Below are 13,877 nucleotides of genomic sequence, written 5' to 3' on the forward strand. Positions count from 1 at the left end.
ACCAATCCAAACAGCATGGCCTGCTACATATGGACACTCGTTTATCTCTTTTTGCTGGCGGCAAGCAAAATGCCATCAATGGATGAGCTGCTGGCAGGAATCAGATAATAATCAACTCCGTCAATTATTCTTCTTTCAATTTGGGACAGCTGTTCAATTTCCGTCTTTATGGAAGCACTATCTGTATCAATCGTAATTTTCGCTGGAACCAGGTTGCTTATAGAAAAAGAGCATCCTTCATATTCTTCCGCTGCTTCTTTTAACTGTTCCTGTTTTTCTTCTGGTACCTCCCCATATTCAATAATGGCATCAACCAGTTCAGATTTTGACAGTTTCACATCTTCTCCGGAAAGCTGCATGTCAATCAAAGTTTCCTGAAGATGGTCATAGACACCATTGACAGCTTCAAAAGGCACATTATTGTCATACGCGCTTTGCAGCAAGTCATGAAATCCTTCTTTCTGTCCGTCCGGGCTTAAAGAAACTTCAGATCCAAATAAAACTGGGATAACTGGTCTTGCTTTGGATGCAGATTTTTCATTTTTACTGTAAAATACTGCTTTGCTGATATCCGTATGCAGACTATCCAGTGAAGGATATAAAAAAGCATGGGTAGGGGTATCAAGCATTGGTTCCACCATGCGGTTTGTGAACTCATTTTTAGGGGAATCATATTTGATGCCTGGTTTGCTTAAATTACATGGTTGAATCAGGATAAGAATAAATGGATACACTTCTTCACTGTCCCTGCCGTCTTTTCCAGGTAGATCATAAGATCCATAAGCAAAGAAAATGCAGTAATTTCCATCAGCATTATAATTTTCACGGATTAACATTGCCACTTTTTCAATTTCATCCATATCAGAAAGGCTGGAAGAACGAAGTCCTTCCACCTGGTTGTCTTTTACGTCAATTTCAATAGCAGTGGAACCTATTTTTCCTGTAACTCCTTTTTTGAAAAACTGACAGTACTGGACCAGTTCCGATTCATCCAGGCGCAGGAACGTCTGAGGCTCCTGAAAGCGGATATCGTCATGAGCGTTATCAACATAGCAGGATACAATTCTCATAACAGGTGTAGTTTCCGACTTTCCGATGATTTTTTTTATAAAAGCAATATCTTTTTTTGTCATAATACTTCTCCCTTCCAATTCTCTAAAATAAAGTTTGCTGGACATAACTTCCAATACGGTAGTTCATCCAGATGATTTCGGTAGTTACTTTTCCTGATGTAGATTGATTTTTAAGTTCAATTCTCTTCCATTCTTTTAGTTTTTCATCATATAAAGGATGAGCATATCCACTTAACATGATTTTTGCTTTGGAATCCAATAATACATCAAGCAGTTCCATATGATCTTTATCAGCCATTTCATGCTTGTACTGCTTGCCAGCTCTGGTACTAAGCACATAAGGAGGATCGACATACATAAATACATTTTCATAATCGAATCGTCTGATAAGATCTATTGCTGGCATACATTCGATCTGAGCCTGTTTCAAACGGTCTGCTGCGAGAAGCACCCAGTCAGGCAGGATTTGCCAGTTAAGCAGGGAATAAGCCCGTTCTCTTCCCTGCACATCATTTTTCCAGCCAACTTTATACCCATTGGTACGGTATCCATGCCCCATCCAGCACTTGATAAGAAAACCCAGGGCCTTTTCATACGGATCCAGGTCTGGTTGTTCATTAAACTGCCTGTCATAGATATATCTGGCATATGGTGTTGCATAAATCATGGATGCTAATTTATCAGGGTTATCTCTAAGACATGAAAACAGATTCACAACATCTAGGTCTAAGTCATTAATAGTTTCAATGGCAGATGGCTGTTTCGTAAAAAATACGGCACCGCTTCCGAAATAGGGTTCCAGATAAGAAGGGTGTTTAGGGATATATTCGCATAATTGAAATGCGATTCTCCATTTGCTGCCGGGGTACCTGAGTACGGCCCGGCAGGAATTTGTATTGCTCATTTTTCGTCCCTCTAATAAGTAGGATAATTGTTATATTGATACTGCTGGTTAGGATACTGGTTCTGTCCACTATTGCTGCTTGGCTGCTGACCATACATATCTCTTGTATACCCAGAATCCCCCTGAGGATAAGCTGAAGGTGCCGCCTGGTGCTGTTGCCCCTGCTGCCGGATACTGCTCAAGTATTGAGCGTACGTCTGCTGTCCCTGCAGAATGGTCTGGTAAGCATTTACCATTTCCCAGTTTCGGATAAAAGAATCTGTTCTTTTTAACAGGGTATATAAATCCATATCATTCAAATTAATGAATGCGGATTTTTCCTGCTGATAGGAACCGCCTTTCATATAATATCCACCCATACGGTTCTGCACACGGATGCCATGCCCATTTGATACGGAAATAAACCATGGATTATTAGACATAGAACCGTCCTGTTTCAAGGAATGCCTTGTAATGACAAATTTCTGGGCAATGGAATATCCATTTGCATCCGGAACTCCGAAAATTTTGTCAGAACTCCATTCAAATTCCTGGAAGCCGGCTTCAATGCGGGTCAGCAAGAACTGGATCTGCTCTGGAGTAAGGTTGAACTGTACGATCGTGTTATTCTGCCCGGTTCCATTGGAATAATCCTGAATAGAAATGCCAATCAAAGAACTGGTTTTTGAGCCGGAGACTTCTTCTCCTTTTGCATGTATCTGTGCATAGTGCTCAATAGGAGCCGGACGGAGTTTGTCGTAAAATGCAATCAGTTTTTTACTTGTCTGTATCTTTGCAATCTGATTGGTCTGAATAAGATTAAATGCCATATCAATACCTCCAAACATTTTTCTTCCATCTGTTTATTTCTAATATGTCATTTCTGGCATTCTCTGGTGATTTTTTATAAGAAAAAAAGAACCTGTTAAGACACAGGCTCTTTTTAATATTACGCATACACAAGTCAGTCTGATTGCGGTTTCCAATCTACCACATCCAATCTATCATTTTCTTTTTTTCCTTTAAAAATAATCTCTTTCTTAAAAACTTCACCCTGAATCTTATAACTGTCCCAAGTCAGATCCTTATATACTGCAGGAACAATCATATTTCCGTTAAGATCTATTGCTCCATAGCCATCCGTTCCTTTTACTATAGCAAATTGACTATTAAAAACCTCAGCAACCTCAGTAAACTGCTCAAATTCTTTTACAACCTGCACGGAAGCACCTTCGTCTGAAGAATCGGAGTAATGAAGTAATAGCACATGTCCATCCCGTACCGCTGTCCCGTTGTCTGAAATAACCGGAAGGCTATCAATGGAATCGCATTTGTCAATAAGAATGGTTCCTTGTCTATCAATCACTGCCCACCCATCTGATTTTTTGACCCTTGCCATGGTTCCCTGACGTCCCCATGAATCAGCTTCTTCATAATAACCCGTCATATATTTTCCGTTTTCAGAAACGTAATAGTAACCTTTTCCAGAGTTGACACATGCCGAACCGTATTCCATCGGAGAAGCCTCGGTATATTGTGGGAATATGGTTTCCCTTCCGTCTTCTTTTGCAATAAAGCCGATAAGACCTTCCTTGTCTATGACACGGCAATAATCAGAGAATGGATCCTTTTGGATTGCCATGTAGGTATCGGATAACACATTTTCCTGCTGCATTAAATATGCCCCACTCTCATCATATACAATATGGGTTCCATTTTTTGAAACAGTCAAGGAGTCATCGTATTTATATTTCGTATTGTTTCTCATATAAAAAAGGTATCCGACTGCTGCTGCACCTATAAGTGCAAAGATGATTATTGTTATAATAAAAGAAGTCTTTTGACTTGCATTATCTAATTCTTCTGTGCAGTCCTCATCTTTCAAGCTGATAGCTTTTAATAATTTTTCAATCATATCTTCTTCTCCTTATGACATTTACTGGGTTTACAGTTACAAATCATGCCGGCATACTTAATGGTACCTGTAAAGAAACCCATGACTGAAGTCAGGGGTTCTTCACAATAAAAGTATACTATAGAAGTTTTTGTTATTTCGATGTCAATACATTAAGAAATGCGAAATGCCTGTTTTCATAAGATATTAGTTGCAGGCGAGATGCTCGTCGAGAACGCTCGTCTCCTCAAGACTGAGAGCTGTTCCATTCCACAGATCGGTTACCGTGGAAACAACTATGGGATCGTCTTCTTTAGCAAGATAATTTTTGATTGCGGACCATGTATGCTTCATGGTATAGCTGTCTGCACAGATGGGATTATCAGCCTGGTTGGTACAGAGTTCTGCAAGAAGGAGTGCCGCAAATTTGTCCGTGCCATTTTCATCTTCCAGAGATAACCAGGGAGTGATTGCTTTGATGAATTTTACCAGATACTTCTGGTTTTCCATAGATGTTCCTGGACCGAAGCGGTCAGCCATAAGGGAAGCGATCCACTGGTTAAAATCTGCTGTCTGGAAATAGTTGTTCAGGAATTCAGCTACCTTTTTGTCGTCGTGCTCATAGCGGATCACCATCTGCAGGATGACATTTTTGAACTGGGTACTGTCACCGTAAATCCGCCCCATATATTCCGTGCAGAAATCAGCAAAGTTTTTCCCGAACTGTCCGATGACTTCCAGGGCCCTTCGCAGTACATAGTAGTTCTGTTTGATTGCGGAAGCATATGGGGAAAAATGTTGTCTGGCATAGGAAAGCACCTGTCTCTTCTGCTGGTCGTTCCAGCCATCCTTGAACATTCCTGCAATCATATAGATATATGCCAGCATGAGGTCCGACTGCTTGCAGGTTTTCGCGATATCCATGCATGGCTCAAAGAAATCTTCAGGATTAGATGCCTGACCGATGGTTTCCAAGGCTCTGGATAGCTGCGGATTCAATTCATATCCGAGTTTATTCTTGTTCCTATCAGACAGAGCCCGCAGTTCGTTCAGTTCGCTTTTGGGGTTTAATTTTATTTTCTCGACGGTACTGATATTTTTGGATGTTCTTTCTGTACGTTTTAAGGACGCCATATCCATTTCCATTGTTTTCTTTGTTTCAGGCTGTCCGGTGATCCAGGCTTCCATGGTCATCATTCGCAGCGGGTTAATGTAGATCTGAAAACTGATAGGAGTATCTGCCGGATAACTCCTGCCGAATTTTACTGTCCTTGTAGCTATCCTGCGGTTTGGGAGGTTCTTTGTTTTACCCCGTCCGAGGAACATTTCGATACCCAGGGAGCTTGTTGCCTTATCCAGTTTATACTTGTCACGGATTTCTTCCGATTTATAAGGAAGTTCAGTACCTGCCGGAATTAGCTGGCTTACATACTCACCTCGTAATCCGAGGTTAATGGTATCGTTTAAAATGGTGCTGGTATTAAATGCAATGCCTGGATGCAGAGCACTGGTGCATACGTTTGTTTTTTCAGAAGATGATGGATCTTCCAGCTTACGTACATTATATTTGTGGAGGCAGTAATGGTAATATACAGCTCCCCTTGCTACGGATAAATCGGGATCACTGGTTGTCAGTGGTTCGAACCCGAAGAAATCCTTTAAACGTTTTGGGATAAGATAAAACTTGGTCATGCCTCCATTTAAAATAACCGCATCTATTTTTGTATCTTTCCCACATTTATCGATGACATCAAGAACAGGGTAGATGATGTTATTTACGTCCCTTTCCGCCATATGCTGGATTTTTGATGCATCCTCCAGCTTATACTTATATCCCATAAGTGGGGATACAATCCTTTCTACATCCGATCTGGTATAAGTGTCGGCATAAGCATAAGAATCATAAAGATCAATGTCCATAACTTCCAGTTCATAATCTTCTGGAAGGTCAATGTCAGACATTCTGGCACTGTCATAGGCCTGGGACAGGTCTACTTTTAATTTTTCAGCCAGTTTTCTTAATTTGCACATGACCTCTTCTTTTCGTTTAATGCTTACTTTAATACCATTGCTCTCTTCAAAACGTTTTAACATATCTGCGGCCAGCAGTTCATCAAAATTATCACCGCCAAGAAGCGTATATCTGCTGATCGCCAGATCCTTGATGTTAAGGATCCCTTTTTCTGTATAACCTACCTGGTGGATTGTAACATCGAGGGTTCCGCCTCCGAGGTCAAATACAAGGACGTTCTTTTCTGTATCCAGTGACAGCAGGTCAGAAGGGATCTCCCCGCATTCCTGCATCCGCATGAAATCATAAATAACTGCCTTAGGCTCATAAAGCAGGACATCATGCATATTTTCCACATTGATTCCCGCCTTCCGTGCGGCATCGAGAGTAGCCTGGCACTGGTCTGAATCAAAGGAAGCAGGTACGGTTATAATAACATCACTTAATTCATTCTGAAACAGCCGCTTTTTGGCAGAATTGATCATGAAAGAAAGAATCTGTGCGGAAACATCAGAAGGGGTCTTGTCCGGGATTTCATCAACAAGGGGTACCTGGTCGCTGGTACCCATTAATGATTTTACGGACTTGCATACATAACCGTTGCGGGTTCCGTATCTGCTTTTCGCATAATCCCCGATATCGGCAGTCATTTTTCCGTCACTGTTCTTGTAATAGAATACAACGGAGGTAAGAAGGGGATTTCTTGACTTGCTTCCGGTATCGTTTTTGCGGTCAAGCTCCAGTACGATTGGTTTCATGGTATTGTTCTGCATGTTTCCATAAGCGATAACGGAATTAGTCGTTCCAAGATCAATGGCAGTGTAATATTGTTTTTCGGACATAATCGATTCTCCTATTCTTCTTTTTCGCGTACTGTTGGAAGGGAAATAATGGTATTTCCATATTTCCATCCAGGTTTTTCTACGGTAACAGATTTCTTTTCACCTTCATAGCTGAATGGCTCTCCGATGTAGGTGTATCCGGACAGATCCTCTGCTTCTGCCATAAATTCACGTCCGGTAGAGTCAAGTGGGTGAATACCGCTGTCTTTGATAAAACGAAGCAGCTGTTTGAATACAATTGTCAGTGGAAGAACTTGCGGCGGGATTTTTACTTTGTTTTCTTTTAATGCGGCGAGTCTTCTGTCCACCAGTTCAATACTGTCCAGAAGATGTCCGTAAGATTCGGAGTTCATGCTGGTATAAAAAGATGCAATGGCCGCGTCTTTTGCTTCTGCTGCGGTTTCATCGATGGTTTCATTTAATTCATCCAGCATGGCCTGTACCAGTTCCAGGGAATTTCTGCAGTTATCGTATTTGAACTGAAGCTGCTCGTATTTATCTCCGGAAGCCATCCCTTCCGCTTTGGCAGATTCAGAAAGCACATGCTCTGTTTCCTGAAGGACATCTTTGGCAGATTTTCTTTTCCGCTTCATGCCACTGTTTTTCAGCAGCTGTCCACGCAGGTTCCTGAGCAGTCTGTCACAGTAGCGGGCCCCGAAGGTAAATGCAACAGGCAGATATTTGTCATCTTTCAGATCCGGATCAGCCATAATCATGAAAATAACCATGTACTTTCCAATAAAATAGAGTTTTCCATTTTGGCGGTCGCGCAGATTCAGGTTTTCTGTGAGTTCGGAGAAATTGGATATAGCGTCCATATTTCCGTCAAGAGCTTTCTTTAATACAGCCATCTGGTTTTCTACAAAACCGAGCACATATCTTCTGCGGTCTTCACTGTCAAGATTTGTATTATGTAAAGCAGTGCGGTAATCATCATAGGTAATGCCAGACTCTTTCACAAAAGAATCCTGAAGTTTGTAATAAGCATCGTGTGGATGCAGTCCCGGATACAGCAGGCTCCCATAAATGGCAATCCATTCAAAAGCGGATTTATGCCGTCCTCTTCGGTACTCAGACAACTGCTTTTCTGCTATTTCGAGTTCTTCTTCCATTACGGAACGGTAGATTTGATCGTATTTCATTTTCTTTGTCCTCTTTAAATAATATTTTTCACCGTTCACAGACTGTACTGCGTTGAGTGTGGGCTGCAGTTTTTTTACAGCGTGAGCGAGCGGTATCTTTTCTTTCACGGGACGGGTGTGCAGTACATACATGAAATCCGGCATAAGATACTGGATGAATGAAAGTGTTTCCGGAATTGATGCATGAAGACTATAGTTGTCAAAGGGGATGGAAACACATCCTGTCCGTTTTGCTTCCTGGCCAACTACAATACAGTTTTTTGTCGGTATGTTTTCAGTGATATGAATGTTTGGGGTGTATATCTGATATCCCATGTCCGAAAGAATGTCTGCCACTGCCCTGCTCTTTGGTTCCAGGTAGACAGGGAGTTCAGGAAAAACAGAACTCAGGAAGTAAAACAGATCCAGATGTTTCGGTATGCTTCTCGAAACAAGATAGATGCCATCTCCAAGTTTTCTGTGTTCCTGAATGATATCTTTTAGTCCGGAATAGGAAGCCGGTAAGTCCGTGGGAGTGCCTTCACTGAACAGGTTTTCCCACGTATCCTCTTTCTGATAAGCATTCGGAATGTTGATCAGAAGAGTTTTTGGATGAAGCTGTTCCGGAAGGCGCATGCCATTTACCCCAAACATGGAAGCTATACTGAAATCCCCGGTATACAGAATATCATGATGCTCGGTTTCCAGATGGATCATAACTGCCCCTGGCATATGTCCGGCTGGCAGCAGGGTAATTTTACATCCATGGATGAGAAATGGTTTTGCAACAGGCCGGGTATGGATACGTTCCATAAGGATCTGTGCTTTCCGGTAACGCTCATTTTTGATCTTGTCAATTTCTTTTCGTCCGGATATGCGTCCGAACTCCAGAAGCTGCGTGTAAATCAGCCTTTTTGAGGCTTCTGTGGTTATAATCTCTGCATTCGGGGCAAGGGAGGCAATCCTTGCGATGGATCCGATATGGTCATAATGTGCATGGCTGATGAGGATCAGGTCAAGATCAGAATAATCATTCAGTTCGTACAGAAGCCTCTCATAATCTGGGTATAACTCATCTCCTTTCAGCCTGGCTCCGCAGTCCAAAAGAATATGTATACCCTCGATAGAGAGGTAATAGGCTGATGCGCCTATTTCGTTTCCGCCTCCCAACGGGATAAAGTAATCACTCATGGTTCATCCTCCTTTTCTCAGATGCCGAAAAAATTAAGCGGAGAATGACAGGGATGAAAAATCGAACAGGTCACCGATGGAAAAATTATTCTTGGGTTTCAGTGCATCAATGACATACTGGAGAGCTTTCTGTCGTTTGGTTTCATCGTGCAAAATTCCAAATAACCCCGCTGTATTTCTTGCGTCCACAAGGGCATCATGCTGGTGACCGCAGAAGTCTTCTCCTGCGTACATAACCGCGTCTTTTAAAGAAACATTGTGTTCCAGGCCGAGGGTATGTCCATATTCAGCCTGAAAATCAAACCATGTAGTGTCAATGTATTTTTTATCCTGAATGGATAAAGAGACATTTTTTAATTGGATTTCCTTTGAAATCTGGGCAAAATCATTATCGCTCCATTGAACAATCTGAATTTCATCCTGGATGCTGTTGCACCAGGAGAAAAACATGTGTAAGGCATCTTCAAAATAAGGTGCCGATTCTACCATGGATGTTTTGATTCCCGTCAGTTTTTCATATTTTTTCTCAATACGGGAATTGAAATATGGTTTAACAAGGGTGACAAAACTGCCAATCTCATGATACGTTTCGTCGAGCAAAACGGCCCCAATTTCAATTACTTCGAGTTTGCAGGTTGTGCGCTCTGCCTTGTAGACAGAAGCAATTGGATTCATTTCAAGATCGATAACAACATATTTCATAGTGGTTTCCTCCCTGGTTTTATTTCCCGGAATAGCCTTTATGCGAGGGTATTCCATTGATTTGATAATATGAGCATAACATGGGGATTAGGGCAACTCAATGTCAATGCGTTACGAAAGAACGGAGGAAAAATGGGGTGTCAGTACGTTACGAAAGGGTGGATATTCAGAAATCTGGATGTGTGGTATAAGAATAGTACAGGTTACTATTGTGGTTTAGATAAGGAGGAATCGAAATGCAGAAGAAACGAAACATTATTCCACTGGTTGAAACTTATAACGAAGTGGATACCGAAAAGTACATCAAATCCTACATGTTCATCAAAGGATTTGCAGTAGCAAAGAACCTGAAGCAGACACTGATTGCGTTGGCAGTGGCAAGACATTTCCACAATGGCCAGTACCGGAAGGATGGAATGCCATACATTGTCCATCCGTTGAAAGTCTGCAGTACGTTAATCAATTATGGAATTGATGATGATACAACGCTTGCTGCTGCCCTGCTGCATGATCTGCTGGAAGACTGCAGCGATAAGCTCCCTTTGAAAGGCCGGGAACTGATTACGGAGTACCATCTTTCCCAGGAGGTACTGGATATTATTACGCTTCTGACTAAGGAATCCGGGCTGGATGAATACGAGCTAAGCGTGTATTTTAAAAAGATTGAGCGAAACTGTAAGGCATCTCTGATCAAACTCAGTGACCGCCTGCATAACAGCACCAGCCTGTATACGTTTACCTTTGAACGGATGCGTAAGTACATCAAGGAAACAGACGACTTTCTGATTCCGATGGCTTCCTATTGCAAGAATTATTATCCGGATTATACCAATTCATTTTCAATCCTGAAAAGTAACATTTATTCACTGAACAACAGTATGCGAATCATGATGGATAAATTTGATCAGGTGAAAGGCATTGGCGAAAAAACAGATTCCTCAAAGAGAGAGGCAATCATCAACTGATTGGCAGGAAATTGACTGCTGAAGTCGGCAGTATCCAGCTTAGTAATTTGTGAAATTTTCGGTACAAACCTTACTTGAATTACATTTTAAGTAAAGTTTGTACCGCCTTTTAATCGTCTTGTAACTATAGCTTCTAATCTAGTTGTGCTCCGTAATTTTTCAAGTCTCTTATATCTTCTACTGATAAGTCAGACAATATGCTTAATTTTTGGATTTTCGTATCTTTCACTTTTAATCCAGGAATATATTTTATAGTTTTAAAACAGGTTAGGTTTTTTGAGATTTTTTTACATTTTGTCGGTTTCCATATTTTTACCGTTCCATCAAATGATGAAGTGATAAAAATCTCTGAAAACGGAACAAAACTCACAGATGAAACGCACCCATTTTGATGTCCGTTATATTTTTTATAAAAAAGGAATTGTAAATGTTGTTTTATCGAATATAAAAAATTCTCAATATCGTCAGAAACAAAAGAAGATAATGTTAATCGAAAATCTTTTGAATTAGTATAGTAAACTTTATTATATGCAATATAACTCAATATATGTCGTAAAGATATAGGCGAAGAAATTTTATTGATTCGGGGTAAATTATATATGTCAAACAAATGTTCCTGCGTTTGAACACTGTATATCTGAACTTCCGGAGAAAGGTCACTTGTAACAACCGCCAAAAATTTTGCATCATTACTTAAAAACAACTCTGGTGGATAGTATCCTTTGTTTGTAAGATATAAATTATACTCGTGGTTATATTCATTTAATTTATAAACTTGTCCTCCTTTCATTGTAAGATAATTTGATTTTTGATATGAGAAACATACAACATTTCCCAAAAGCATTATTTTATGCTCATCATTAACCCCTTTAAATGGGGTTTTTTCTAAATTAATTTTAATCGCAGGAAATTTTTTTTCATTAATTATATCATACGCCTTAATCTTTCCATTATGAGGAGAAGTAGTATATATGATAGCATTACCAGATATTGATATTAATTTTTTTTTCATCCCTTCTTGAGATAATGAGAAGCTAAGCCTTTTTAATATATTTGACTGAGTGTCATATTTGAAAAAATATTTATTGTCTCCATTGATGACTAGGTATTTACCATTTGCGACAAATTGTATGTATTCGACTTTTTCACATGGAACAATAATTTTATCAACAAAATGAAATTTTTCGCTATAATGATAAATATTTAAAATATTATTTAAGTAAGCAATAGCAAATAATTTACTATTGTCCTCGTAAGCAGTATGGTGAATATTTGAAACAAATATATTGTTAGATAAAATACCTGTTTCGAGATTGAAAACAAGGACTTCTTTTTTATTGCACATAAGAATTTCATGTGTTGATTTAATGTAGTATGAACAAAGTATTCTTTTGTCATTACAATTTTGTAAATCCTTTACGACTTTTTTTCGATTCAAATCCCATATTTTAATACATCCATCCGTATCGCCGGCAGCTAAGTATAACTGGCTTTTATTAAAATGAATAGAGACACAAGATATAGTGTAGGTATGTGCTTTTTTGTAAAAATGGAATTGTTTAGATAAAGGTTGATCGACATAATTTAAGTTATAAATATGCAAGCCTCCATCTCTATCCCCGATAATAAGACAAGTAGATGCTACATATTTTACGGATGTAGCCACTTGATTTATTTCAGTTCCACCGTACTCTCTTTTTAGAGAAAAACGGCAGTGGAAACAGTATGACTTATTTTCTAAATGAAGTTGATATATATTTATGGAAGACCTATACATGGCAACCACAATAGAATTTCCTTCTTGATTAAAATCAATTCCACTTATCCTTTCATACGGATCATCTTCATTGCAGATAGTAAAGACTTTCGTAAAAGTTTCAAGATTCCAAATTTCTATGCTTTTTTCAGAAAAAATATTATAGCGACTTGAAACAGTATAAGCGATGTATTTGCTATCCGAAGTAAAGGTAATCATATTACCGTCTGATATTAATGGATTATAACTGTATCCTAAATATCCAATGACTTTAAATGAGGTTGTATTTATAACTTGTGTTTTTTTGCGTTTATAAAAAACAGCCAAAAATTCCCCCGAAGGCGAAAAAACACCATTTATTGAGCGATATCGTCTACACACTTTATATGTATTAATATCAATGATTTCCGTTATTTTACCTGTAGAAACTGCAAGATAATTTCTATTTAAAGAAATATTCATTATGGAATCATGATATTTTCTAATAGTTTTTAGACATTTTGATGTTTTAACATGCCATATTTTAAGAGATCCATCTCGTCCACCAGTGTAAAGCAAGTACCCATTTGAAGAATAAGCTATGCTTTGTATACTATCAGTGTGAACTGTTTCAAACAAAGTATCATGAGTTAATGCGCTTCCCGTTAAATCAGAATGAGATAGATCTATATCATTTAAAGGACAATTTCTTAAATCCAAATAAGAAAGATCTATTCCGGACAAAGTCTTATGGGAGTTATACAAAATTTTTATTAAATTCCATACTCCATATTCTTCAGCATATTTTGAGAAAAATATATTTCTGTATAAGAATAAAACGTTTTGAGGTAAAGAAGTATTTTGATTCTCTATACTTTGCAGATGTTCATGCAAAATTTCACCAATATACTGAATAACAGTATTACTTAAAATATCTTTATTTATAACATCAAGATTCTTAATCGAATTTTTAGAGCCATTATCACATTTTGAAATATATAAAGCCATTTTCATATCTGTAATAATTTTCGTTGCAGCAAAAAAGTCCCTGATATGCTGATGAATAAAACTGTAGCTTTGGTTATTGGCATATAAAATACCTAACGAATATACACAGTATTTGACAATTACGGATGCGTAATCCTCACCCAAAGGTCCTTCTAAAGCAAGCATCTGTCTGGCATAGGTCTGAGTATTTGGAACTGGGTCCTCACCTTTCAGATATTCTTTAAAATATTTTTTCCCATAAGTACCGCAGATATCTGCTTCGTTCTCTCCTTTCAAGACAATATTAATGACCTGCCGGAAGGTTGGAAGGTCAACTGCATACAGATCGTTTTTCTCCATATACCATCCAAGTTCTGGAAGCAGGAAATCCAGAATAAACCATTGCATTTTTTCATCAAGGGAATTGGATTGGTACCCCTCTCCTGCTTTTTGATGGTCCAGCTTGATTTCTG

9 protein-coding genes are annotated in these 13,877 nt (G+C 39.0%); 1 reads left to right on the forward strand and 8 read right to left on the reverse strand.

All coding sequences use genetic code 11. The features are described 5' to 3' along the window. Positions 1–41: 41 nt before the first annotated feature. The 7 genes from GPK81_RS04175 to GPK81_RS04205 all read right to left on the reverse strand — a co-directional run bounded on the left by GPK81_RS04175 (position 42) and on the right by GPK81_RS04205 (position 9,717). A complete protein-coding gene (locus tag GPK81_RS04175; protein WP_215706591.1) occupies positions 42–1,133 on the reverse strand; it encodes a DUF4317 family protein in 1,092 nt (363 codons plus the stop codon). 22 nt (positions 1,134–1,155) lie between these two features. Then, on the reverse strand, positions 1,156–1,977 hold the full coding sequence (locus GPK81_RS04180; protein WP_215706592.1) for a DNA adenine methylase: 822 nt from the start codon (positions 1,975–1,977) through the stop codon (positions 1,156–1,158). Positions 1,978–1,988: 11 nt separating this feature from the next. Further along, on the reverse strand, positions 1,989–2,786 hold the full coding sequence (locus GPK81_RS04185; protein WP_215706593.1) for a hypothetical protein: 798 nt from the start codon (positions 2,784–2,786) through the stop codon (positions 1,989–1,991). Positions 2,787–2,920: 134 nt separating this feature from the next. Beyond that, entirely contained in the window at positions 2,921–3,871 is a 951-nt protein-coding gene (locus GPK81_RS04190; RefSeq protein ID WP_215706594.1) for a WG repeat-containing protein, read from the reverse strand. Between the two features lie 186 nt (positions 3,872–4,057). Beyond that, on the reverse strand, positions 4,058–6,703 hold the full coding sequence (locus GPK81_RS04195) for an Hsp70 family protein (protein ID WP_215706595.1): 2,646 nt from the start codon (positions 6,701–6,703) through the stop codon (positions 4,058–4,060). A gap of 11 nt (positions 6,704–6,714) precedes the next feature. Then, positions 6,715–9,015: an MBL fold metallo-hydrolase gene (locus GPK81_RS04200; protein ID WP_215706596.1), complete on the reverse strand. Its 2,301-nt coding sequence runs from the start codon at positions 9,013–9,015 to the stop codon at positions 6,715–6,717. A 33-nt stretch (positions 9,016–9,048) separates the two neighbouring features. After that, positions 9,049–9,717, reverse strand: a complete 669-nt coding sequence (locus GPK81_RS04205) for a 3'-5' exonuclease (protein WP_215706597.1) — start codon at positions 9,715–9,717, stop codon at positions 9,049–9,051. 236 nt (positions 9,718–9,953) lie between these two features. Here GPK81_RS04205 and GPK81_RS04210 point away from each other — a divergent pair, with 236 nt between their 5' ends. Next, the gene (locus GPK81_RS04210) at positions 9,954–10,682 is read left to right on the forward strand and encodes an HD domain-containing protein (protein WP_215706598.1); all 729 of its coding nucleotides are present in this window, start codon (positions 9,954–9,956) and stop codon (positions 10,680–10,682) included. Positions 10,683–10,815: 133 nt separating this feature from the next. Here GPK81_RS04210 and GPK81_RS04215 read toward each other — a convergent pair. Then, the coding region (locus GPK81_RS04215; protein WP_215706599.1) for a WD40 repeat domain-containing protein at positions 10,816–13,877 on the reverse strand (3,062 nt) is incomplete at its 5' end.

Origin of the sequence: Blautia sp. MCC283, assembly GCF_018785565.1 — a bacterium.
In the GTDB taxonomy this organism is placed as follows: Bacteria; Bacillota; Clostridia; order Lachnospirales; family Lachnospiraceae; genus Blautia_A.

Coding starts and splice junctions, on each gene's coding strand:
- GPK81_RS04190 (WP_215706594.1), bottom strand. CDS start 3,871: ATGATTGAAAAATTATTAAAAGCTATCAGCTTGAAAGATGAGGACTGC.
- GPK81_RS04210 (WP_215706598.1), top strand. CDS start 9,954: ATGCAGAAGAAACGAAACATTATTCCACTGGTTGAAACTTATAACGAA.
- GPK81_RS04185 (WP_215706593.1), bottom strand. CDS start 2,786: ATGGCATTTAATCTTATTCAGACCAATCAGATTGCAAAGATACAGACA.
- GPK81_RS04195 (WP_215706595.1), bottom strand. CDS start 6,703: ATGTCCGAAAAACAATATTACACTGCCATTGATCTTGGAACGACTAAT.
- GPK81_RS04175 (WP_215706591.1), bottom strand. CDS start 1,133: ATGACAAAAAAAGATATTGCTTTTATAAAAAAAATCATCGGAAAGTCG.
- GPK81_RS04180 (WP_215706592.1), bottom strand. CDS start 1,977: ATGAGCAATACAAATTCCTGCCGGGCCGTACTCAGGTACCCCGGCAGC.
- GPK81_RS04205 (WP_215706597.1), bottom strand. CDS start 9,717: ATGAAATATGTTGTTATCGATCTTGAAATGAATCCAATTGCTTCTGTC.
- GPK81_RS04200 (WP_215706596.1), bottom strand. CDS start 9,015: ATGAGTGATTACTTTATCCCGTTGGGAGGCGGAAACGAAATAGGCGCA.